The sequence below is a fragment of the Pseudomonas sp. TE12234 genome (genome assembly GCF_054061835.1).
The window spans coordinates 104143-127268 of record NZ_JBSSEP010000002.1; the positions used below are offsets into that span (position 1 = coordinate 104143).

A 23126-nucleotide genomic window follows, 5' to 3' on the forward strand; every position below is an offset into this window, starting at 1 on the left:
AAGGTCTTACTTTTTGATGATGTTGTGTTCCGGGCCATACGGGAACTTGGTGATGTTTTCCCCGCCCTCCTCGTTGACGATCAGTATGTCGTGTTCACGATAACCGCCCGCACCCGGAAGGCCTTCGGGCAGCATGATCATCGGTTCGATCGAAACCACCATCCCCGGCTCCAGAACGGTGTCGATGTCTTCGCGCAGTTCTAGTCCTGCTTCGCGGCCGTAGTAGTGGCTCAGGGTCCCGAAGGAGTGACCATAGCCGAAGGTGCGGTATTGCAGCAGATCGTGCTCCAGGAAGATCTCGTTCAACTGCAACGCAATGTCGCAGCAGCGCATACCCGGCTTGATCAGTTTGAGACCGGCCTCGTGCACCTTGACGTTGACTTCCCACAGGCGCAAGTGCTCGTCGGAGCAGTGGTCCAGGAACAAGGTGCGTTCCAGGGCCGTGTAGTAACCGGCGATCATCGGGAAACAGTTGAGGCTGAGAATGTCGCCCTTGTTGACCTTGCGCGAGGTGACCGGGTTATGCGCGCCGTCGGTGTTGATGCCGGACTGGAACCAGGTCCAGGTGTCCATCAGTTCGGAGTCCGGGAAGGTACGGGCGATTTCGCGCACCATGGCCTGAGTGGCGTGCAGGGCCACTTCGTATTCCGGAACCTGATCACGCAAGGCTTCGACGATGGCGGCACCACCGATGTCCGCTACCCGGGCACCCTGACGGATGATCGCGTGTTCCTCGGCGGACTTGATCATGCGCATACGCATGCAGGGGGCGGCTACGTCCACCAGTTCGGCCTGCGGATAGCGGCTGGCGAGTTTGTCGCGATTGAGCAGGTTCAGATGGTCGAACTCAATGCCGATGCGTCCGGCCTTCGGTAAGGCCTGCTGGATCGCGACGAAGAAGTTGTCGCGCTGCCAGTCGGTGTAGACGATGTTTTCCGTGCCGACGGTACGGCGCCATGGCTGACCGCCGTCGATGTTGGCGCTGATGGTCACGGCGCTGTCCTGGGTCACCACCAGCGCGTATGAGCGACCGAACGAGCAATAGAGGAAATCACTGTAGTAGTTGATGTTGTGGTAGGACGTGAAGACGGCTGCGTCGATGTTGTTCTGCGCCAGATAAGCCCGCAATTTGGCCTGGCGGTTGGCATATTCCTGAGCGGAGAACGTCGGGGTGGTTTTTTCGCCGTTCTTGATCTGGATGGTTTTCGGCATTTGCATGTCATTTATCCTTGTCATTGTTTGAGCTACAGAAGGCGCCAATCTGGCGGGCCGCTGAAGATCATTCGAACAGATGCAAAGCGTGGTTTTTTGTGCGAATCCGACCTGTAATTGGCCATACCCGCTGTTTGCGACGGCACGCCTGAAGACCACAGCGACAGAACGCAAAATGCCCCCGGCAAGCGCGATACAGGCGCTTGGCGGAGGCATTGGCAAACGGCTTGTGTGTGTCAGTGGGACAAAGAAGAGGCTCGCGACCGGACCGGTGCCATGCGTAAGGAGGCCGAAGCACTCTGGGCCTTTGCAGGCAGGTTCATGCCCATGTGCTCACGAGGGTGTGCGCCGAAGTACTGGCGATAGCAACGAATGAAATGCTGCAGCGAAACGAATCCGCACGCCCCAACGACAGTCGCCAGGGTCTGTTCACCGTCGCGCAATAACTGTCGCGCCCGTTGCAGGCGCAAATCCAGGTAGTGTCTGGACGGCGAACAGCCCAGGCTGCTTTTGAACAGCCGTTCAAGGTGTCTGCGGGAAACGCCCATGGTCTCGGCCAGTTCATCGATCCCCAGCGTTCGGCACAAGTGCTCGTTCATCAATGCCAGTGTTGCCTGAAGTTTTGCCGGGGCCTCATGCATCGGCAGCAGCGGCCGGGACTGGCGTGCTGCGTATTTTTCCATTCGCAGGATCAGGCCACGACCGTGGGTCCGGCCGATCACTTCGTGCATCAACCCCTGGACGGCCTGCGGACCGACGCAGGTCAACCGTTGGCGATCGACACAAAACGGCGCGGCTACCGGAGTCAACTCGCTATAGGCCGCCATCTTCATTGAAGGGTCTGGCTCGGGCAGGCTGCAACGGAACCCATCCAGGGCGCCAATCTTCGCCAGCAGCCATCCGGCATTGCCCAAGGCCCCCAGGCCTATCGGTTGCGCTGCCCAGTGGCGCAGTCGAGTGCACAGGGCCGGATGATCCGTCCGAAGAGGCAAGTCATCGCCGCCACAGAGGATTAACACATCCAGCGGCAGCGCTTGATCCAGTCGCGCAGTGGCGGTTGCGATGCCGTTAGTGGCATGCAACGGCTGCCCCTCCAGGCTAAGGATCTGCCACTGGCAGACACGGCGCCCCGCTATCTGATTGGCCAGCCGCAGTGGCTCCAGTGCATTGGCCAGGGCATAAAAGTCAAAGGCTTCGACCAACCAGAAACCTATCTGCAGCACTGGCGTCCGGAGCCGGTCGGATTCGGTCAATGGCAGCATGTTCCACGCTCCCGTTGGCCAAGGGCTTTGATAACCATGTCGATCTCCACGCCGCGTCAAAGGTGGCAGCAATGCACCTGATTGTCGGTGCCCGGGGGGCGCAGGGTTTGTCAGATTTCGACTCCTGAATGCTCGCCACTGCCAAGGGCAAGCCGGGGTCATGAGTGTCAATGCGTCCCGATCACTATCAGGCACAAGCGAATTGCATTAACAATGAAACACTTGGCTCGACGCCGGAAATGGCCAGACTCGACCTTTTGCGCCCCCCTCCGATCAAAGCCAATCGTCACCGCTGCACGGTCGGCTTTTTTTTGAACCAGAATTGCTTTGGATCACTGGTATCCAAAGCAATGCTAGCTACGCTTGCTTCATCGACCTTGAGGGAGCATCGGCATGGGCGGCGTGAAATTTTCCAGCGGTTTCGGCCTGCCAGTTGCCAGTTTGCTGGGGATTTTCGTCCTGTTGGGCGGCTGCGGCAAAGAACCGGATTCCCCGGCGCGCAAGCCGCCTGAAGTGACGGTCATGACGGTCACCGCTCGCGACACGCCGGTGACTTTTGAATTTGTCGCCCAGACCCAGAGTTCCCGCGAGGTGGAAATCCGTGCCCGCGTGGCCGGCTTCCTGGACAAGCGGCTGTACACCGAAGGCGATCTGGTGAAAGCCGGGCAGACGCTGTTCCAGATGGACCGTAAACCCTTTGAAGCCGCGCTGGTGTCGGCCCAGGGTCAACTGGCCCAGCAGCAGGCCCGCTGGGAAGTGGCCAAGGCTACGCTGGCCCGGGTCAAGCCACTGGCGGCGCAGAATGCGGTCAGCAAGATGGACCTGGACAATGCCGTCGGCAACGAGCGTGAAACCCGTGCCGCCGTACTGGCCGCAGAGGGTACTGTGCGCACCGAGCAGTTGAACCTCAGCTACACCACCATCACCTCTCCCCTCACCGGACTTTCCAGCTATGCAAAGAAGCAGGAAGGCAGTTATGTGACGCCAGGCGAGTCGGGGTTGCTGACGTCGGTGTCACAGATGGACCCGATGTACGTCAACTTCAGCCTGTCGGAAAACGAAACCCTGAAGTACCGCGACGAAATCGCCGCCGGCCATCTCATTTTCCCGCCGCGCAGTGAATTTACCGTTGAAGTGGTCCTGGCGGACGGCACCTTGTTCCCCAACACGGGCAAGTTGAATTTTCTGGCGCCTGCCTACAGCCAGGGCACCGGCACCTTCCTGGTTCGCGCCGTGTTCGCCAACCCCAATGGCCAGCTCCGTCCGGGCCAGTTTGTGCGGGCGCTGGCCAAAGGCGCATCCCGGCCCAATGCCATTCTCGTGCCGCAAAAAGCCGTGCTCGAAGGTGCCAAGAGTCACTTCGTTTGGGTCCTCAATGCCGAAGGCAAACCCGAGCAACGGGTGGTTGAAGTGGGCGATTGGCAAGGGGACAACTGGTTCATCAACAAGGGCCTGCGGGCTGGCGAGCGCATCGTGGTCGATGGTGCGATCAGGGTCACGCCGGGCGGACCATTGAACATTGTCGATGCACCTGGTGCCGCGTCCACAGGCGCAGCCGATGGGCAAGCGGCAAAAGCCAACGGCGGGAAAAGCCAATGAGCATTTCCCACTATTGCATCGATCGGCCGATCTTCGCCTCGGTGATCTCCATCATCATCACCCTGGCCGGTGCAGTGGCCATGCTCAAGCTGCCCGTTGCGCAGTACCCGGACATCACGCCGCCACAGATTACGGTGGCGGCGACCTACCCCGGTGCCGATGCGCAGGTCGTGGCCAATAACGTCGCCGCGCCCATCGAGCAGCAGGTCAACGGCGCCGACAACATGATCTACATGAACTCGTCGAGCTCCGCGACGGGCAACATGACCCTCAACGTGTTCTTCGAAATCGGCACCGATCCGTCGCTGGCCCAGGTCGACGTGCAGAACCGGGTCAACCTGGCCTTGCCGCAACTGCCCTCCGCCGTGCAGAGCCAGGGCATCCAGGTACAGAAAAAATCCTCGGCGTTCATGATGGTGCTTGCGGTGTATTCCCCCGGCGATCGCTACGACAGCACCTACGTCGCCAACTACGCCAACCTCTATATCCTCGATGCGATCAAGCGCATTCCGGGGGCGAACCAGGCCAGTATCTTCGGTACGCCGGACTACGCCATGCGGATCTGGCTCAAGCCCGACCGCATGGCCCAGTTGGGCATCACCGCCGCCGATGTGCAGAAAGCCGTGGCCAATCAGAACCAGCAGTTCGCCGTGGGCCGGGTCGGTCAGTCGCCAACGGGGCAACCCGTGGAGCAGTCGTTTGCCGTGACCACCAAGGGACGCCTGACCGAGCCATCGGAGTTCGAGAACATCATCTTGCGCGCCAGCAGCAACGGCGCTGCCATCGTGCGACTCAAGGACGTCGGGCGCGCCGAACTCGGGCAAAAGGACTATTCCCTGCGCAGCACCTATCAGGGCCGGCCGGCGACGCTGATTGCCGTGTACCAGCAACCCGGGGCCAACGCCCTCGACGTTTCCGCGGCGGTGACCAAGACCCTGTCGGACATGAAGGCCACGTTTCCCGAGGGCATCGAATACAAGATCGTGATGGACACCACGGCCTTTACCCGCGCTTCGATTACCGAGGTGATCCGCACCTTCTTCGAAGCCCTGGTGCTGGTGGTCATCGTGGTCTACATCTTCCTCCAGAGCCTGCGAGCGACGCTGATTCCGGTAATCGCGGTGCCGGTGTCGATTGTCGGCACGTTCATCGGCATGTCCGCCCTCGGATTTTCGGTGAACATGCTGACGTTGTTCGGCATGGTGCTGGCCATCGGTATCGTGGTGGACGACGCGATCGTGGTGATCGAAAACGTCGAACGCAACATGCATGTGCACCAGATGACGCCCAAGGACGCGGCAAAACGGGCGATGGATGAAGTGGCAGGCCCGGTGGTGGCCATTGTGCTGGTGCTGTGCGCGGTGTTCATTCCGGTGGCGTTCATGGGCGGTATCACCGGTCAGCTCTACAAACAGTTTGCGATCACCATCGCCATTTCCGTGGTGATTTCCGGCCTGGTTGCCCTGACCCTGTCCCCTGCCCTGGCCGCCCTGCTGCTCAAGCCGCAGCACGGTGACAAGAACGCCTTTTTCCGCTGGTTCGAACGCAATTTCGAGCGCATGACCGAGGGCTATTCACGCTCGGTGGCCTTCATGATCAAGCGCTTCGTGCTGGCGTTGCTGCTTTTTGCCAGCATGGTCGTGCTGATCCTGTTGATGGCTCAGCGTATCCCCAGCGCGTTCCTGCCACCGGAAGACCAGGGCTACTTGCTCGGCGCGGTGATCATGCCCGACGCCGCCAGCCTGGATCGCACCGGAGAAGTGGGCAAAGTAGCCAGTGATTTCTTCATGAACGACGAGGCCGTCGAAGGTGTCGCGATTGTGAACGGCTACAGCCTGCTCGACGGCCAGAACAAGAACAATGCCGGTGCATTTTTCGTCGGCTTCAAGGATTTCGAGGGGCGTTACAAAGACTCCGAAACCATCAAGGCACAAAGCGCCCCGGCGGTGATTCAGAAAGCCGCGCGGGCGTTTTCCACGGTTCAGGGCGGGATCATTTTGCCGGTCAACCCACCGTCCATTCCCGGCCTGGGTACCACCGGCGGCATGGAGGTCTGGGTGCAGAGCAAGGGCGACGGCAGTGTCGGTCAACTGGCGGAACTGGTCGCCAATCTGGTGGCGAAGGCCAAAACACGCCCTGAGCTGGGTGTCATCACCTCCACCTTCAATGTGTTTTCCCGTCAATTGATGGTCGACGTCGATCGGGAGAAAGCGGAATCCCTGGGCGTGCCGGTCGAAGATGTCTACAGCGCCATGCAGACCATGTTCGGCTCGCTCTACGTCTCGCAATTCAACAAGTTCAGTCGCCTGTGGCAGGTGATTTTGCAGGCCGAACCGGAGTATCGCTTGAAGGCCGAGGACCTGCAGGAGATCTTCGTGCGCAGCAAAAACCTCGACATGGTGCCGCTCAAGGCCTTGCTGACCACCCGCTACGTCACCGGCCCCGACCTGCTGACCCGTTTCAACAACTTCCCGGCGGTCAAACTCACGGCGAACCCCGCACCGGGCTATAGCTCCGGCCAGGCACTCAAGGCTCTGGAAGAAATCAGCGCGGAAATCATGACCAATGACTATGCGCTGGCCTTGAGCGGCGAGGCATTCGAGGAGAAAAAGAGCGGCGGTGCCTCCTCCCAGGTGTTCATCTTCGGCCTGGTAATGGTGTTCCTGATCCTCGCGGCGCAGTACGAAAAGTGGTCGCTGCCCGTGGGTGTGCTGCTGGCCGTACCCTTTGCCTTGTTCGGCGCCCTGCTCGCCGTCCTGCTTAGGGGCTTGAGCAACGACGTCTACTTCCAGATCGGCTTGACCATGCTGGTGGCGCTGGCCGCCAAGAACGCCATCCTGATTTTCGAGTTTGCGGTACTGAACCGGGAAACCGGCATGTCGGCCTACGACGCCGCCATGACCGCCGCAAAAGAACGTCTGCGCCCTATCGTGATGACGTCCCTGGCGTTCATCCTCGGCTGCGTTCCGTTGGCCATCGCCGTCGGTGCCTCGGAGAACAGCCGTCACTCCATCGGTACCGGGGTGATTGGCGGCATGCTGGCGGCGACGGTGATCGCGATCTTCTTCATCCCCATGTTCTATTACCTGATAGAGCGAATGTTCGGGGAAAAGGACAACGCCCAAAAGGCTGCCAAGCCGCCGGCACTGACGCAGGCTCCGACGATTCCCGACGGCGCGGCACAAAACCGACATGAGGGGGATTGAGATGCGTAAGCCTCCTTTCCCACTGTTGTTGTGCCTGGGCCTGGCGGGTTGCATGGTAGGGCCTGACTACCAGCACCCGAATATCGACACCCCCGCGGCCTACCGTTACGCGGACAAAGAAGCAAAGAATCTGTCGAACACGCTGTGGTGGGAGCAGTTCCAGGACCCTGTCCTCAATGACCTGATCCGCACGGCGCTGCTCGAAAACAAGGACATCAAGATTGCCGCCGCGCGGGTCGAAGAGTTCCAGGGCCGTTACGGCCAGACCCGCTCCCTGTTGTTCCCGCAAGTCGGGCTGGGTGCCCAGGGGCAGCGGTCCCGTTCGCAGCGAGACACCGGCCCGGTACCGCTGGATCCATCGGTGGATCCGGTGTTCAACAACTACCAGGCCATTCTCAGCGTGAACTGGGAACTGGATATCTGGGGCCGTTTGCGCCGCCTGGACGAATCCGCCCGTGCCGATTTGCTGGCCTCGGAAGAAGGCCGTCGAAGCGTGATATTGAGTCTGGTCGCCTCGGTAGCGTCGAGTTACGTGACCCTGCGCGATCTCGACCGGGAGCTGGAAATCGCCCGCACGACGGCCAAGGCGCGCGGTGAATCCTATGAAATATTCAAACTGCGCTACGGTGCCGGCACCATTTCCGAAATGGAACTGGCGCAGAACCAATCCGAATTCGAGCGCACCCAGGCGTCGGTTGCGCAATTCGAACCCTTGGTCGCGCAACAGGAAAACGCCCTGGCCGTGCTGCTTGGGCGCAACCCGGGGCCGATCATCCGCGGCCGTGACCTGGCCCAACTGAATCTGCCAACGGTGCCGGCCGGCTTGCCGTCGGACCTGCTCGAGCGGCGACCTGATTTGCGTCAGGCCGAGCTGAATCTGATCTCGGCCAATGCCCAGATCGGCGCCGCCAAGGCCCAGTACTTCCCGACAATCTCCCTGACCGGGCTGTTGGGCTCCGCCAGCACCCAACTGTCGAACCTGTTCACCGGGCCCGCTTCCACCTGGTCCTATGGTGTGGCGGCGAGCATGCCGATCTTCACGGCCGGCGGTATCGCCGGGCAGGTGCAACAAGCCGAAGCCTTCCAGAAACAAGCGCTGCTGACTTACCAGCAGGCGATTCAATCGGCGTTCAGGGACGTGGAAAATGCCTTGGTCGCGTCGAGTAAATCCAGAGAGCAGATGGATTACCAGGCCAGGCAGGTCGAGGCACTGAGCACTTACGCCCATTACGCACGGTTGCGCTACGACAACGGTTACACCAGCTACATCGAAGTGCTGGACGCCGAGCGCAGCCTGTTCGACGCCGAATTGAATTACACCCGCACCCGTGGCTCGGTGTTCACCAACATGATCGATCTGTACAAAGCGACTGGCGGTGGTTGGGTAAGCGAGGCTGACAAGCTGACGGTCGTCGGCAAGGACAAACCTGGCCAGTAGTCGCCGGGTTGCCCCTTCACCGCTTATTCGTAATCCTCGTCCAGCCCCGGCTTTCGTTCTTGCGGATGGTTATTGAGGTAGCCGCTCACGGCAGAGCCCACCGTCGGATAGAACGCCGATTCGCCGAACCGCGGCATAAGCCCGAATCGCTTGAGCTTGTCCTTGACCGGGTCCTTCATTTCCGCCACGCACAATTTGATGCCGGCCTCGTGCAAGGTTTCGTGCAGCTCGGCGAGCATGTCGGCGGAGGTCACGTCGACGCTGGTCACCGGCTCCGCTGCCACGACCAGCCAGCGCACGGGCGTGGGGGACGCGGCCACGGCGTCCAGCACCCGGTCACTGAACAGTTCGGCGTTGGCGAAAAACAACGGTGCGTCCCAGCGGAACAACACCAGTCCGGGCAGCATGCGCGCGTTGGGGTAACGTTTGATGTCGTGAAAACCGTGCACGCCATCGGCACGCCCCAGAATGGCAGAGTACGGGCGCCAGGCATCCCACAGAAACTCAATGACCGCAATGACGATCGCCAGGCCGATGCCCTCGATCGCGCCAAACACGGCCACGCCTATCGTGCAGACGATGGAGAGCCAGAACTCCCAACGCTGGATACGATAGATTCGCAGGAGGTCAGTGACTTCGATCAGGCCGATCGCCGACGCGATCACGACAGCGGCCAAGGCACTGGTCGGCAGGTTGTGCAGCAGGTCCGGCGCTACCATCAGCAGCACGGCGACCGCCAGTGCACCGACGACGCCGGCCAGTTGGGTCCTGGCCCCCGCCGCTTCGGCCACGGGTGTGCGTGATGAACTGCTGCTGATCGGGAAGCCTTGAAACAACCCACCCGCCAGATTGGCGACGCCGAGCCCTACCATCTCCTGGTTCGGATCGACATAGGAACGGGTGCGTGCCGCATACACCCGGGAAAGCACACTGGTGTCGGCGAACGACACGAGGGCGACGGCACAACCGCCAATGATCACCGGAACGATATCCTCAGTGGTGATCCACGGGATGGCGAACGCCGGCAGGCCTTGTGGCAGTGAACCGAGGATCGCTACGTTATGCGACGCCAGGTCCAGCACTCCCACGGCCACCGTGGCGCCTGCCACCGCGATCAAAATCCCCGGCACACGTTTTTTGTCCTTGAGCAGCAGGATCACCAGCAGGGTCGCCGCGCCGATGGCGAACGTGACCCAATTGGTCTTGCCATCGACCACCGCCATTGCAATGGCCCACAGATTTCTCAGGGGGCCTTCGCTGTTGATCGAGAAGCCGAAAAACTTCGGTAACTGGCTGATCAATACCGTCAACGCGATCCCGTTCATGTAGCCATAGCGGATCGGTTTGGACAGCAGTTCCGTGACGAAGCCCAGGCGCGCGATACCGGCCAGGATACACACCGTCCCCGAGACGATCGCCATCATGCCCGCCAGGGCGATCGCGCGTTGCGGATCGCCGCCGGACAATGGCAGGACCACCGCAAGTATCACCGCCGCCAGCGAAGAATCAGGCCCCAGTACCAGAATCCGGCTGGGCCCGAACAACGCATAGGCGAGTAGCGGCACGATGGTTGCGTAGAGGCCGTAGATACCGGGGACACCTGAGGCCACCGCATAAGCGATGCCGACTGGCACCAGCATGGTCGTGAGCACCAGGCCGGCGACGATATCGTGCTGCAGCCAGGCAGCCTTATAGCTGCGCAGCATCCGCAGGCCCGGCAGCCAGCGGCTCCAGCCGGGTTGGTCGGCGCCTGTTTCCCTGCGCGCGATCCGTCCAGGCTCTGTGGGCGGCGTATCCGAATGATTCATGGGACTTCAGCCCTCTGGCGATGGCGCAGGTTCGCGTGGACGTACCGGTCAGAATTTTTCCGGGATGTGCCGGAACGGATAATCCGGCTCGCGATAGCTGCCAGGTTTCTGCCGTTTGGGCAAGGTCACCTTCTCGCGCGGGATCTCTTTGTACGGGATGCGGCTGAGCAGGTCAGTGATGATGTTGAGGCGGGCCCGACGCTTGTCGTTCGAGTTCGCGACCAGCCAAGGGGCATATTCGGTGTCGGTGGCGTTGAACATCGCATCTCGTGCCCGTGAATAGTCGTACCAGCGGCCATAGGACTTGAGGTCCATCGGCGACAGCTTCCAGATTTTGCGCCCGTCCTTGATCCGTGCCTCGAGTCGGCGGGTCTGCTCCTGCGGGCTGACCTCCAGCCAGTACTTGAGCAGGATAACCCCGGAATTGACGATGGCGTGTTCTACGAGGGGGGCCGTTTGCAGGAATTTTTCCACCTGTTCTTCACTGCAGAATCCCATCACCCGCTCGACGCCCGCGCGGTTGTACCAACTGCGATCGAAGATCACCACTTCACCAGCCGCCGGCAGGTGCGGCAGGTAGCGCTGCACATACATCTGGCTCTTTTCACGGTCGGTCGGGGCTGGCAGGGCCACCACCCGAAAGACCCGCGGGCTGACGCGCTCGGTCAGCGCCTTGATCGTCCCGCCCTTGCCGGCACCGTCGCGCCCCTCGAAGACAATACAAACCTTGATGCCCTTTACCCTGACCCACTCCTGCAGCTTGACCAGCTCGACATGCAGCAGGCGCAATTGCGCCAGATACGCTTTGTTTGTCAGCTTCGCGCCTTCAGCGGAAGCGCTTTTTGAGCTGCCTTTTTTATCCTTTGCCATGTTCAAGACCTCACGATTTTCAGTCACTGACTTACAAAAGTTCACCCCGGCAGTGGCGCTGGAGGGAATTGGAAATGCCTGGATGCTTATCCGCCGAGCGCAATGATTGCGCTGATCAGCAAGGCGCCGGTGATTGTCAGCGCAATCGCCCCCTGCCATGGTCTGGCGCCTGCGTAACGCGCCAGAATCCAGCCCCCCGCGAAGAGCACAGCCAGTCCGACGAGGTTGGACACGCGTACCGCAAGTCTTGTCTGTTCGAGTAACAGAAACGGGATCACCAGCGGAAATGTGGAGAGCACCACCAGCAGGAACACACCGAGTGCCCCCTTGAAGTCATTCAGGCCAAGTCGCGGCGGCGCGGGCATGGTGGCGGTTTCGGCCAGGCGTCGACGCAACAATTCCAGGCCGTCGGCACCGGCCGCTGTCGCCAGGCGTGGTGGTAATGCATTGGCAATGAGCGACTGCCCGGTAGCCGCATCCACCCCGCTGCACACCTTTTTCAATAGCGTGCGGTTGCGGGTATGTTCAATCAGTGTTCGCAGCAGATACATCACCGCGTCCGCGAGTCCCCAGGCCAGGTTGCAGCCGAGCGCGGCGATCATCATCACGCGTTCGGCCTCCTGATCTGCGGTGACCACGCTGATCGTTCCAGTGAAGGTCATCGCCATGAGCAAGCCGAAGATCACCTCCGTGACACGCTCGACGGGATCGAGCACACGCGAGGGCTTATGTTCTGCGGTGCTTTGCATGCTCCCAACCTTGGCAGGTTTCTCGCCTTTGGATGCCCTGTGATTCAGGTTCGCGGGCCTGCGCTGGCGCCGGTCTTGCGACAGTCCGATTCCAGCCCCCTGTGAGTGTAGTTTGAATCGATATTGCTGCCGCATTGGTGCGAGCAAACCCGGTCGGTTTTTTTGCTCGGGCTACACTCCCCCGGTAACAGCGCCCTGGCTTGACGTTATTCGCCATGGCCGACTTGAAGAATCAGGATCAAACCTGACATCCACCATTCGCCTTGAGCCTCACTGGCGCGGCATTCATGGCCGCACCTTGCACCATCACGGAGTCTCTATGTTTGTCAGTCTGATCATCATCCTCACCTCCTCCCTGGTCGTCATTTCCCTGTTCTATCGCCTGCGATTGCCACCGGTGCTGGGTTATCTCTTCGTGGGCCTGATCGTCGGCCCCAGGGCGTTTGGCTGGGTGGATGAAAGTGAAGCGCTGCCGCTTCTCGCCGAACTGGGCGTGGTGTTTTTGCTGTTTTCGCTCGGGCTGGAATTTTCCCTGTCGAAAATGATTGCCCTGCGCCAGGTTGTCTTTGGCCTGGGCAGCCTGCAAGTACTGGTGTCGGGGGCGGTACTGGGCGCGTTACTGATGCTGGCAGGCGTGGCGACGACGCCAGCGTTGTTACTGGGTGGCGGGCTGGCACTGTCTTCCACCGCCATTGTCAGCAAGGAGTTGACCAGCCTCGGCGAGATTTTCAGCAGCCACGGCCAGAATGCCATCGGCGTTCTGTTGTTCCAGGACGTGGTCGCGGTGTTGTTGCTGACCCTGGTGCCGGTCTTCGCCGGTAACAGCGATCAAGCCTGGTATTGGGCGCTGCCATTGACCCTGGGTAAAACCGTGTTGTTGTTTATCGGGCTGTCCCTGGCCAGTCGCTGGGTATTGCCGCGCCTGTTCCATGAGGTCGCGGCGGCTCGCTCGGCTGAGCTGTTCGTCTTGCTGGCCCTGGTCATCGTCCTGCTGACGGCCGGGCTGACCCACCTGATCGGGCTCTCCCCTGCCCTGGGCGCATTTCTCGCCGGCATGTTGCTGGGGGAAAGCCACTACCGGCACCAGATCGAGGCCGATCTGCGGCCGTTCCGCGACATACTGCTCGGCGTGTTTTTCATCAGCATCGGCATGCTGATCGACTTGCGCCTGTTCGCCAGTCACGGCCTGCTGATCCTCGGGCTGACGTTGGCGCTGTTGCTGATCAAGGGCAGCGTGGTCGCGCTTCTGGTCAAATGGCGCGTCAGCGACGGGGAAACCGCGTGGCGCAGCGGCCTGGCCCTGGCCCAGGGCGGCGAGTTCTGCTTTGCATTGATGGCGCAGATGCAGCAAAACGACCTGATGCCTGCCAACCTCGGCAGCCTGTTGCTGGCGGCGACCTTCTGCTCAATGGTGGTCACCCCGTCGTTACTGCGCGCCGCCCCCTGGATTGCCACACATCTGCACCGCAAACCCAATGAAGAAGCGAAGCTGGAGGAAATCAGCGCGCTCAACGCCGGCGTGCAGGGCCATGTGGTGATTTGTGGTTACGGTCGTGTAGGGCAATCGATCGGGCGAATATTGCGCAAGGCGCAACAGCCCTACATCGCCCTGGACAATGACCCGGTCCGGGTACGTGAAGCGGCCGTCGCTGAAAGCGACGTGCATTACGGCGATTCCCATCGTGGCGAACTGCTGGTCGCCGTTGGCCTGGAGCGCGCCAGCCTGGTGGTCATCGCCGTGGACAAAACCGAGGTTGCCCTGCAGGTGCTGAAGGAGGCGCGTCGCATCAATCCGGACGTGCCGATCCTGGTGCGTACGCGGGACGACAGCCAGTGTCCCGAGTTGAAGGCGGCCGGCGCCAGCGAAGTGGTGCCAGAGTTACTCGAGTCCAGCCTGATGCTGGCGTCGCATGCCCTGATCATGTTGGGATTCCCCGAGCGTCAGGTCCTCGACCGCATCGCCCAGGTACGGCACGACCGCTATCGCCTGCTACACGGGGTTTATCCCGGCGCCGAAGACGGGGAACTTTGAAGATTCAGCGCCTCACAGCGACAAAAAGCCGTTGTACAACCCATATCCCGCCAGGCCGGCAGCGGTGATGACACAGGCAAAAATGCCTTTCTCGAAATGGCTGAACAAAGGCTCTCCCTGCTCGTGCTTGGCCTTGGCGAACAAGATCACCCCAGGCGCATACAGCAACGCCGACAGCAGCAGGTATTTCACGCCCCCGGCATACAGCAGCCACACCGCGTAACTCAGCGCAATGCCGCCGATCAACAGATCCTTGGTGCGCTCCGCCGAGGCATGCTCATAGGTTTCGCCGCGCCCGCTCAACAGCACCGCATAGGCCGCCGACCATAGGTACGGCACCAGGATCATCGACGACGCGAGGTAGATCAGGCTGGTGTAGGTCCCAGCGGAAAACAGCGTGATCAGCAAGAAAATCTGGATCATTGAATTGGTCAGCCACAACGCGTTGACCGGCACGTGGTTGGCGTTCTCCCGGGTCAGGAACGCCGGCATGGTCTTGTCCTTTGCGGTGGCGAAAAGGATCTCGGCGCACAGCAACGCCCACGACAACAAGGCCCCGAGCAACGAAATCGCCAGGCCGACGCTGATCAACAAGGCTCCCCAGGGGCCGACGATGCGCTCCAGCACCGCCGCCAGCGACGGGTTCTGCAGCGTCGCCAGCTCCGGCTGGCTCATGATCCCGAGCGACAGCACGTTCACCAACACCAGCAAGGCCAGCACGCCGAGGAAGCCAATGACCGTCGCGCGCCCGACATCGCTGCGTTTCTCCGCCCTGGCCGAATAGATGCTGGCGCCTTCAATGCCGATGAACACGAACACGGTGACCAGCATCATGTTGCGCACTTGGTCCATCACGCCGCCAAAGTCCGGATTGCTCTGCCCCCAGATGTCCCGGGTGAAGATCTCGGCCTTGAAGGCCACTGCGGCAATCACGATAAACATGATCAGCGGAACGATCTTGGCCACAGTGGTCAACTGATTGATGAATGCGGCCTCCTTGATCCCGCGCAATACCAGAAAGTGCACTGCCCAAAGCAATACCGAGGCGCAGCCAATAGCGATCGGTGTATTACCCTGGCCAAATACCGGAAAGAAATAACCGAGGGTGCTGAACAACAACACGAAATAACCGACGTTGCCCAGCCAGGCACTGATCCAGTAACCCCAGGCCGAGGAAAACCCCATGTAGTCGCCGAACCCGGCCTTGGCGTAGGCATACACCCCGGAATTGAGCTCCGGTTTGCGATTGGCCAGGGTCTGGAACACGAAGGCCAGGGTCAGCATGCCCACGGCGGTAATCGCCCAGCCGATCAGCACCGCACCGGCATCGGCGCGCTCTGCCATGTTCTGAGGCAGTGAAAAGATGCCACCACCAATCATCGAGCCCACCACCAGGGCGATCAATGCACTCAGTCGAAGCTTTTGCGTGGGTTGCGACATTCCTGGGTCTCCATTTATTTCCCGATGCGGCCGGGTTTTATCACAGCCATGAAACCGTCACTTGCCTGGCATTAACTAAATGGCTTCAGCGCAATGACGTTTATTAAATAACCCCGAACAAGGAGCCTGTTAGTTATAGCCGATCAGAATATCGGTGCCGTGTTAAGAACACTTTGGCTGAACGAAACCGTTAATTCATAGCGTTACTGAAATCGGGTGTCAAAAATTTGCAGAAACACAGAAACGAACTAGCGTAAAAACTCGAAGCAATACGCAGTATTGCCGTTTGTTCTTTCCGAGGCCTCTGGATAAGGCGTTTCCGGAGAAGTAGCCATGTTTCCGGATCGAATATAAGTCGTTCAAATCGCAATGGAATGTGCCCATGTACTGATCTAAATCAGATGATTGAATTGCTAACAGAACTAATCTGTTGTCTCTCTTCTCCTGCATTGGAGTCATGCAATGTCTGAATCCCCCGGAAAACTGAAACTTGGCGCACTGGTGGCCTTGGTCGTCGGTTCGATGATTGGCGGCGGAATATTTTCCCTGCCACAAAACATGGCTGTCAGTGCAGACGTCGGCGCCATTCTGATTGGTTGGGCAATTACCGCCGTGGGCATGTTGACCCTGGCCTTCGTCTTCCAGACGCTGGCCAACCGCAAGCCTGACCTGGACGGTGGTGTTTACGCTTACGCCAAAGCCGGTTTTGGCGACTACATGGGTTTCTCTTCCGCCTGGGGATACTGGATCAGTGCCTGGCTGGGCAACGTCGGTTATTTCGTTCTGCTGTTCAGCACCCTCGGTTATTTCTTCCCGATCTTCGGCGAAGGCAATACGGTGGCCGCCGTGATTGGCGCGTCAGTGCTGCTGTGGGGCGTGCATTTCCTCGTGTTGCAGGGGATCAAGGAAGCGGCATTCATCAACCTGGTCACCACGATCGCCAAGGTCGTGCCGCTGTTGCTGTTCATGTTGATCACCTTGTTCGTCTTCAAACTGGACATCTTTACCGCTGATATCTGGGGCCTGAAAAACCCGGACCTGGGCAGCGTGATGAACCAGGTGCGCAAAATGATGCTGGTCACCGTGTGGGTGTTCATTGGCATCGAAGGCGCGAGCATCTTCTCGGCGCGGGCGGAAAAACGCACCGACGTGGGTAAAGCCACCGTGATCGGGTTCATTACCGTGCTGCTGTTCCTGGTGCTGGTAAACGTGCTGTCGCTGGGTGTCATGACCCAACCGGAACTGGCCAAGCTGCAGAACCCGTCGATGGCCGCCGTGCTGGAGCATGTGGTGGGTCATTGGGGCGCGGTGCTGATCAGCGTCGGTCTGGTCATCTCGCTGCTCGGGGCATTGCTGTCATGGGTGCTGCTGTGCGCGGAGATCATGTTTGCCGCGGCCAAGGACCACACCATGCCGGCATTCCTGCGCAAGGAAAACAGCAAGAATGTACCGGTCAACGCGCTGTGGCTGACCAACGCCATGGTGCAGCTGTTCCTGATCATCACCCTGTTCTCGGCCAGTACTTACCTGTCGCTGATCTACCTGGCGACCTCAATGATTCTGGTGCCTTACCTGTGGTCGGCAGCTTATGCGTTTTTGCTGGCGGTACGCGGTGAGACTTATGAAAGCGCCGCGCCCGAACGCCAGAAAGACCTGTTCATCGGCGCGATCGCCCTGGTCTACGCGATCTGGCTGATCTATGCCGGCGGCGTCAAGTACCTGCTGCTGTCCGCCCTGCTCTATGCGCCCGGCGTCATTCTGTTCGCCAAGGCCAAGATGGAAATCGACAAACCTGTTTTCACCAACGTCGAGAAGCTGATTTTCGCGGCCGTCGTCGTGGGTGCCCTGGTGGCGGCCTATGGGCTGTATGACGGCTTCCTGACTCTGTAACCCCCTGATTAATTGTCATCTGGAGGATCACTGTAATGACCACGGAAAAAGTTAAGTTCGGCGTCCATTCCGAAGCCGGCAAACTGCGCAAAGTCATGGTTTGCTCCCCCGGCCTGGCCCATCAGCGACTGACCCCGAACAACTGTGACGAACTGCTTTTCGACGACGTGTTGTGGGTCGCTCAAGCCAAGCGCGACCATTTCGATTTCGTCACCAAAATGCGTGAGCGCAACGTTGATGTGCTGGAAATGCACAACCTGTTGACCGACATCGTTGCCATTCCTGAAGCCCTGGACTGGATTCTGGAACGCAAGGTCACCGCCAATTCGGTCGGCCTGGGCCTGATCAATGAAACAACCTCGTGGCTGCGCAGCCTGGAACCTCGCAAGATCGCCGAGTTCCTGATTGGCGGCGTATCGGCCGATGACCTGCCGGACAGCTTCGGTGGCAAGACCATCCAGATGTTCCGCGACTTCCTCGGCCACTCCAGCTTCATTCTGCCGCCATTGCCCAACACCCAATTCACCCGCGACACCACCTGCTGGATCTACGGTGGCGTGACGCTCAACCCGATGTACTGGCCGGCGCGCCGCCAGGAAACACTGCTGACGACCGCCATCTACAAATTCCACCCCGAGTTCACCAACGCCGACTTCCAGATCTGGTACGGCGATCCTGACCAGGAACACGGCAGCTCCACCCTTGAAGGCGGCGACGTCATGCCCATCGGCAACGGCGTGGTCTTGATCGGCATGGGCGAACGCTCATCCCGTCAGGCGATCGGCCAACTGGCGCTCAACCTGTTCAAGAACAAAGCCGTCGAGAAGGTGATCGTTGCCGGCATGCCGAAATCCCGCGCAGCGATGCACCTGGACACGGTGTTCAGCTTCTGCGACCGCGACCTGGTGACCATCTTCCCGGAAGTGGTGAGCCAGATCGTGGCCTTCACCCTGCGCCCGGACGAAAGCAAGCAAGGCGGCATCGACATCCGTCGCGAAGAAACCAACTTCCTCGACACCGTGGCCAAGGCCCTCAATCTGAAAGCACTGCGCGTCGTGGAAACCGGCGGCAACAGCTTCGCCGCCGAACGCGAACAGTGGGACGACGGTAACAATGTGGTCGCCATGGAACCCGGCGTGGTCGTCGGCTACGACCGCAACACCTACACCAACACCCTGCTGCGCAAGGCCGGGGTCGAGGTCATCACCATCAGCGCCGGCGAACTCGGCCGCGGCCGTGGCGGCGGTCACTGCATGACCTGCCCGATCATCCGCGACCCTATCGATTACTAACCTATTAACCTCGGTCCGTGCTTACAACGCACGGACCCAGGGGATAACCGATACCTTAGGAGATCCAAAATGGCGTTCAACATCCATAACCGCAATCTGCTGAGCCTGGAACACCACACCCCTCGCGAATTGCGCTACCTGCTCGATCTTTCCCGTGACCTCAAGCGGGCCAAATACACCGGCACTGAACAGCAACACCTCAAAGGCAACAACATCGCGCTGATCTTCGAAAAAACCTCGACCCGCACCCGTTGTGCCTTCGAAGTTGCCGCTTATGACCAGGGCGCGAATGTCACCTACATCGACCCGAACTCCTCGCAGATCGGCCACAAGGAAAGCATGAAGGACACCGCCCGGGTGCTCGGGCGCATGTACGACGCCATCGAATACCGGGGTTTCAAGCAGGAAATCGTCGAAGAACTGGCCAAGTTTGCCGGCGTGCCGGTGTTCAACGGCCTGACCGACGAATACCACCCGACGCAAATGATCGCCGACGTGCTGACCATGCGCGAACACGCCGACAAGCCAATCCACGAAATCAGCTACGCCTACCTCGGCGATGCGCGTAACAACATGGGCAACTCGCTGCTGCTGGTGGGCGCCAAGCTCGGCATGGACGTACGCATCTGCGCGCCGAAAGCCCTGTGGCCGGCGGACGACCTGGTGGCCCGCTGCAAGAAATACGGTGAAGAAAGCGGTGCCCGCATCACCCTGACCGAGGACCCGAAAGCGGCTGTCAAAGGCGTGGACTTCATTCACACCGACGTGTGGGTGTCCATGGGCGAGCCGGTCGAAGCCTGGGCCGAACGCATCAAGCAATTGCTGCCGTATCAGGTCAATGCCGAGCTGATGAAAGCCACCGGCAACCCGCGCACCAAGTTCATGCATTGCCTGCCGGCCTTCCACAACAGTGACACCAAGGTCGGCAAGCAGATTGCCGAACAGTATCCGCACCTGGCCAACGGCATCGAAGTGACCGATGACGTGTTCGAATCACCGGCCTGCATCGCTTTCGAGCAAGCGGAAAATCGCATGCACACCATCAAGGCGATTCTGGTGTCGACACTGGCTGACTTGTAACAGCTTACTCGGCTCCTTGTGGGAGCTGGCTTGCCAGCGATGGCCGCACCTCGGTGTATCTGATAGACCGCAGTGATCCCATCGCTGGCAAGCCAGCTCCCACAGGAGACCGGGTCGCCCGCTTACTTCTCTTTTTGAAGGACATACACCATGCGTATCGTCGTTGCTCTGGGCGGTAACGCCCTGCTTCGCCGGGGTGAACCGATGACCGCTGACAATCAGCGCGCCAACATCCGGATCGCCACCGAACAGATCGCCAAGATCCACCCCGGCAACCAACTGGTCATCGCTCACGGCAATGGCCCTCAGGTCGGCCTGCTGTCGCTGCAAGCGGCAGCCTACACGTCGGTGTCGCCTTATCCGCTGGACGTGCTGGGCGCTGAAACCGAAGGCATGATCGGCTACATCATCGAACAGGAACTGGGCAACCTGCTGGACTTCGAAGTGCCCTTCGCCACGCTGCTGACCCAGGTCGAAGTCGACGCCAATGACCCGGCGTTCCAGAAGCCGAGCAAACCCATCGGCCCGGTGTACTCCAAGGCCGAGGCGGAAAAACTCGCCGCCGAAAAAGGCTGGGCCATTGCCCCGGACGGCGACAAATTCCGCCGCGTGGTCGCCAGCCCCAAACCGAAGCGCATCTTCGAGATCCGCCCGATCAAGTGGCTGCTGGAAAAAGGCAGCATCGTGATCTGTGCCGGCGGTGGCGGTATTCCCACGATGTACGATGAACACCGCAGGCTTCAGGGCGTGGAAGCGGTGATCGATAAAGACCTGTGCTCGGCGCTGCTGGCCGAACAACTGGAAAGCGATTTGCTGGTGATCGCCACCGACGTCAATGCGGCGTATATCGATTACGGCAAGCCGACCCAGAAAGGCATCGCCCAGGCGCACCCCGACGAACTGGAGCGCCTGGGCTTCGCCGCCGGCTCCATGGGGCCGAAGGTGCAGGCAGCCTGCGAGTTTGCCCGCCATACTGGAAAGGTCGCGGTGATTGGCTCGCTTTCGGACATCGAAGCGATCGTCCAGGGCAAGGCCGGTACTCGCGTGAGCACGGCGACACCCGGTATCAGCTATCGATAGTCGCGATACTGCGGGCAGGCTGGCGGCCTGCCCCGCTTCAAGGCCTATTTGAAGGAGAGATGACAATGGCTAAGTTCGAGCCCGGTCACATGCACATCGAGCGTCATGCGCTGACCAACGATGACGTCAGCTACAACATATACATCGACTACGAAGTCACTCAGGACCCCAAGGAAGGCAAGGGGATGCTGTTCAAGATGCACGGCACCATTTTCGACAAGCCGTTCGAAGAGAGTTTCTATCTGCCCAAGGACCAGGCCTACAATTTCGGCCGCAACTTCACGACAGTTGTAGAGAAACACGGTATTCCAAGGACCCACAGCCAGATCGGCTCGAGCCACGTTTACTACGACAAAATGTTCGAAGATGTACGCAAGCAACTGAACATGCAGTCGGGGGACCCGGTCAAACCCGAACATCTGGGATGACCCACGCCCCCACCTGTAGGAGCGAGCCGCCCGGAGCAGGCTCGCTCCTACAAACGCGCATCGTCGCCTATTGGCTCAATGCCTGTTCACGGATCAGCCGCTTGTTGATTTTCCCGACACTGGTCTTGGGTATGTCGGCCACCAGCCTGATCTGCCGGGGGATCGCCCATTTGTTGATGCGACCACTCTCGACATACTGAAGCAGATGGGTCACCAGCATTTCAGCCGTGATGCCTTCTGACACGACCAGCGCCACCGGTCGTTCCCCCCACTGCGGGTCAGGTACGCCCACCACCGCCACCGAGCTGACGGCGGGGTGCTCGCTGATCAGGCTCTCCAGCTCGAGCGAACTGATCCACTCCCCGCCCGTCTTGATCACGTCTTTGATCCGGTCCTTGATCTCCACGACGCCCATGGGGTCGATGGAGCCGATGTCACCGGTATGCATCCAGCCGTTTTCCCACAGTTGCGCGCCTTGCTCGGGTGCGTTCAGGTAGCCCTGGGTCAACCAGGGTGCACGCACCACGATCTCGCCCAGCGCCTCACCGTCCTGCACCACTTCGTTGCCGCTGGCATCAATGATGCGCAAGTCCACCATCGGCACCGCCACGCCGGTCTTGATACGCGCGGTCACCTGATCGGACGCCGGCAGTTCCAGTTCGGGCTCACTCAGGTGCGTCAGGCACAGCAACGGACAGGTCTCCGACATGCCGTAGCCGCTGTGCACACGCATGCCCCGTGCGGTCGCCTGGGCGGCCAGCCCATGGGTCAAGGCGCTACCGCCCAGGAGCATTTTCCAGCCGTCGAAATCAGTCCGTTGCCCTTCGTCGCAACCCAGGATCATTTGCAGGATCGTCGGTACGCAATGGGAAAAACTGACCTTCTCTTCGCGGTACAGCCTGACCAGGCTGTTGGGCTCATAACGCCCCGGATACACCTGCTTGATCCCCATCAATGTCGCGACGTAGGGCACGCCCCAGGCATGCACATGGAACATCGGCGTGATCGGCATGTAGACATCGTCGGAACGCAACAATGGCAGGCCCTGATACACGCCGAGGGTGCCGACGGCATTGAGCGTATGCAGGACCAACTGGCGATGGGAGAAGTACACGCCCTTGGGGTCGCCCGTCGTGCCCGTGGTGTAGAAAAGCGTGGCGACCGAGTGCTCATCGAAATCAGGGAAATCGAAGTGCGTTTCAGCCCGCGCCAACAGGCTTTCGTATTCCCCCAGCACCGGTAACGCGGTCGACGGCGCGTCCTGATCGGTGAGCTGAATGTAGCCTTTGACGGTGGTCAACTGATCGTGGACCTGCTCCATCAGCGGCAGAAAATCGTCATGCACCAGCACCAGATCATCTTCGGCGTGGTTCATGGTGTAGAGAACCTGCTCCGCGGACAGGCGGATATTCACCGTGTGCAACACCGCCCCCAGCATCGGCACGGCGAAAAAACACTCCAGATACCGATGGCTGTCCCAATCCAGCAAGGCCACGGTATCGCCAGCTTTGACGCCCGCCTGGGTGAGCGCGTTAGCCAATCGTTTGATGCGTTCATTCAGTGTCCGGTAGCTGTAGCGCAGCTTGTCCGCGTAGACAATTTCCTGATCGGGCGCATAGCGTGCGCCCGAGAGCAACAGGCTCTTGATCAACAAGGGGTAGCTGTAAGCGCCTGGCGCAGGCGCGAGTATTTTTGTTTTCACCACGGTGAAGTCTTCCTGATGCTGTTGATTGGAGATCA

At 60.1% G+C, this 23126-nt stretch carries 16 protein-coding genes; 9 read left to right on the forward strand and 7 right to left on the reverse strand.

Annotated elements, in window-relative coordinates; translation table 11 throughout:
- Positions 1-6: 6 nt before the first annotated feature.
- Entirely contained in the window at positions 7-1218 is a 1212-nt protein-coding gene (locus tag ACVWYU_RS04170; RefSeq protein ID WP_457371993.1) for a M24 family metallopeptidase, read from the reverse strand.
- Between the two features lie 230 nt (positions 1219-1448).
- Positions 1449-2474 carry a GlxA family transcriptional regulator gene (locus ACVWYU_RS04175; protein WP_457371994.1) on the reverse strand — a complete coding sequence of 342 codons (1026 nt, stop codon included), beginning with the start codon at positions 2472-2474 and terminating at the stop codon, positions 1449-1451.
- Positions 2475-2867: 393 nt separating this feature from the next.
- Here ACVWYU_RS04175 and ACVWYU_RS04180 point away from each other — a divergent pair, with 393 nt between their 5' ends.
- The 3 genes from ACVWYU_RS04180 to ACVWYU_RS04190 are packed head-to-tail and all read left to right on the forward strand — an operon-like array spanning position 2868 to position 8717.
- Positions 2868-4073: an efflux RND transporter periplasmic adaptor subunit gene (locus ACVWYU_RS04180; protein WP_457371995.1), complete on the forward strand. Its 1206-nt coding sequence runs from the start codon at positions 2868-2870 to the stop codon at positions 4071-4073.
- Positions 4070-7279 (forward strand): efflux RND transporter permease subunit, encoded by a 3210-nt coding sequence (locus ACVWYU_RS04185; protein WP_457371996.1) that lies wholly within the window; start codon positions 4070-4072, stop codon positions 7277-7279. The genes ACVWYU_RS04180 and ACVWYU_RS04185 overlap by 4 nt, the downstream gene beginning before the upstream one ends.
- A 1-nt stretch (position 7280) precedes the next feature.
- Positions 7281-8717 (forward strand): efflux transporter outer membrane subunit, encoded by a 1437-nt coding sequence (locus ACVWYU_RS04190; protein ID WP_090321644.1) that lies wholly within the window; start codon positions 7281-7283, stop codon positions 8715-8717.
- A 23-nt stretch (positions 8718-8740) separates the two neighbouring features.
- Here the strand turns inward: ACVWYU_RS04190 and ACVWYU_RS04195 are convergent, their stop codons facing one another.
- The 3 genes from ACVWYU_RS04195 to ACVWYU_RS04205 form a co-directional block, all read right to left on the reverse strand.
- Positions 8741-10525: a SulP family inorganic anion transporter gene (locus ACVWYU_RS04195; RefSeq protein WP_457371997.1), complete on the reverse strand. Its 1785-nt coding sequence runs from the start codon at positions 10523-10525 to the stop codon at positions 8741-8743.
- Positions 10526-10573: 48 nt separating this feature from the next.
- On the reverse strand, positions 10574-11395 hold the full coding sequence (gene ppk2, locus ACVWYU_RS04200) for a polyphosphate kinase 2 (protein WP_247257065.1): 822 nt from the start codon (positions 11393-11395) through the stop codon (positions 10574-10576).
- An 86-nt stretch (positions 11396-11481) separates the two neighbouring features.
- The gene (locus tag ACVWYU_RS04205) at positions 11482-12144 is read right to left on the reverse strand and encodes a VIT1/CCC1 transporter family protein (protein WP_090321636.1); all 663 of its coding nucleotides are present in this window, start codon (positions 12142-12144) and stop codon (positions 11482-11484) included.
- 319 nt (positions 12145-12463) lie between these two features.
- Here ACVWYU_RS04205 and ACVWYU_RS04210 point away from each other — a divergent pair, with 319 nt between their 5' ends.
- Entirely contained in the window at positions 12464-14176 is a 1713-nt protein-coding gene (locus ACVWYU_RS04210) for a cation:proton antiporter (RefSeq protein ID WP_457371998.1), read from the forward strand.
- Between the two features lie 12 nt (positions 14177-14188).
- Here ACVWYU_RS04210 and arcD (ACVWYU_RS04215) read toward each other — a convergent pair whose 3' ends face one another.
- A complete protein-coding gene (gene arcD / locus ACVWYU_RS04215; protein ID WP_457371999.1) occupies positions 14189-15616 on the reverse strand; it encodes an arginine-ornithine antiporter in 1428 nt (475 codons plus the stop codon).
- 462 nt (positions 15617-16078) lie between these two features.
- On the opposite strand from arcD (ACVWYU_RS04215), the gene arcD (ACVWYU_RS04220) reads away from it, so the two are divergent.
- The 5 genes from arcD (ACVWYU_RS04220) to ACVWYU_RS04240 all read left to right on the forward strand — a co-directional run bounded on the left by arcD (ACVWYU_RS04220) (position 16079) and on the right by ACVWYU_RS04240 (position 21386).
- Positions 16079-17506: an arginine-ornithine antiporter gene (gene arcD / locus ACVWYU_RS04220; RefSeq protein WP_457372000.1), complete on the forward strand. Its 1428-nt coding sequence runs from the start codon at positions 16079-16081 to the stop codon at positions 17504-17506.
- Positions 17507-17541: 35 nt separating this feature from the next.
- A complete protein-coding gene (arcA, locus tag ACVWYU_RS04225; RefSeq protein ID WP_090321624.1) occupies positions 17542-18798 on the forward strand; it encodes an arginine deiminase in 1257 nt (418 codons plus the stop codon).
- Between the two features lie 69 nt (positions 18799-18867).
- Positions 18868-19878: an ornithine carbamoyltransferase gene (locus ACVWYU_RS04230; RefSeq protein WP_090321622.1), complete on the forward strand. Its 1011-nt coding sequence runs from the start codon at positions 18868-18870 to the stop codon at positions 19876-19878.
- Positions 19879-20028: 150 nt separating this feature from the next.
- A complete protein-coding gene (gene arcC, locus ACVWYU_RS04235; RefSeq protein WP_090321619.1) occupies positions 20029-20958 on the forward strand; it encodes a carbamate kinase in 930 nt (309 codons plus the stop codon).
- A gap of 65 nt (positions 20959-21023) precedes the next feature.
- Positions 21024-21386, forward strand: coding sequence for a DUF5064 family protein (locus ACVWYU_RS04240; protein WP_457372001.1), 363 nt, complete (start codon positions 21024-21026; stop codon positions 21384-21386).
- 67 nt (positions 21387-21453) lie between these two features.
- Here ACVWYU_RS04240 and ACVWYU_RS04245 read toward each other — a convergent pair whose 3' ends face one another.
- A complete protein-coding gene (locus ACVWYU_RS04245; protein ID WP_457372263.1) occupies positions 21454-23091 on the reverse strand; it encodes a fatty acid--CoA ligase in 1638 nt (545 codons plus the stop codon).
- Positions 23092-23126 lie beyond the last annotated feature (35 nt).

Excerpts from the sequence above, each read along its gene's own strand:
- ACVWYU_RS04210 (WP_457371998.1), top strand. The coding sequence starts at position 12,464 with ATGTTTGTCAGTCTGATCATCATCCTCACCTCCTCCCTGGTCGTCATT.
- ACVWYU_RS04195 (WP_457371997.1), bottom strand. The coding sequence starts at position 10,525 with ATGAATCATTCGGATACGCCGCCCACAGAGCCTGGACGGATCGCGCGC.
- ACVWYU_RS04190 (WP_090321644.1), top strand. The coding sequence starts at position 7,281 with ATGCGTAAGCCTCCTTTCCCACTGTTGTTGTGCCTGGGCCTGGCGGGT.
- ACVWYU_RS04205 (WP_090321636.1), bottom strand. The coding sequence starts at position 12,144 with ATGCAAAGCACCGCAGAACATAAGCCCTCGCGTGTGCTCGATCCCGTC.
- arcA (WP_090321624.1), top strand. The coding sequence starts at position 17,542 with ATGACCACGGAAAAAGTTAAGTTCGGCGTCCATTCCGAAGCCGGCAAA.
- ACVWYU_RS04170 (WP_457371993.1), bottom strand. The coding sequence starts at position 1,218 with ATGCAAATGCCGAAAACCATCCAGATCAAGAACGGCGAAAAAACCACC.
- arcD (WP_457372000.1), top strand. The coding sequence starts at position 16,079 with ATGTCTGAATCCCCCGGAAAACTGAAACTTGGCGCACTGGTGGCCTTG.
- ACVWYU_RS04230 (WP_090321622.1), top strand. The coding sequence starts at position 18,868 with ATGGCGTTCAACATCCATAACCGCAATCTGCTGAGCCTGGAACACCAC.
- arcC (WP_090321619.1), top strand. The coding sequence starts at position 20,029 with ATGCGTATCGTCGTTGCTCTGGGCGGTAACGCCCTGCTTCGCCGGGGT.
- ACVWYU_RS04175 (WP_457371994.1), bottom strand. The coding sequence starts at position 2,474 with ATGCTGCCATTGACCGAATCCGACCGGCTCCGGACGCCAGTGCTGCAG.
- arcD (WP_457371999.1), bottom strand. The coding sequence starts at position 15,616 with ATGTCGCAACCCACGCAAAAGCTTCGACTGAGTGCATTGATCGCCCTG.
- ACVWYU_RS04240 (WP_457372001.1), top strand. The coding sequence starts at position 21,024 with ATGGCTAAGTTCGAGCCCGGTCACATGCACATCGAGCGTCATGCGCTG.
- ppk2 (WP_247257065.1), bottom strand. The coding sequence starts at position 11,395 with ATGGCAAAGGATAAAAAAGGCAGCTCAAAAAGCGCTTCCGCTGAAGGC.
- ACVWYU_RS04185 (WP_457371996.1), top strand. The coding sequence starts at position 4,070 with ATGAGCATTTCCCACTATTGCATCGATCGGCCGATCTTCGCCTCGGTG.
- ACVWYU_RS04180 (WP_457371995.1), top strand. The coding sequence starts at position 2,868 with ATGGGCGGCGTGAAATTTTCCAGCGGTTTCGGCCTGCCAGTTGCCAGT.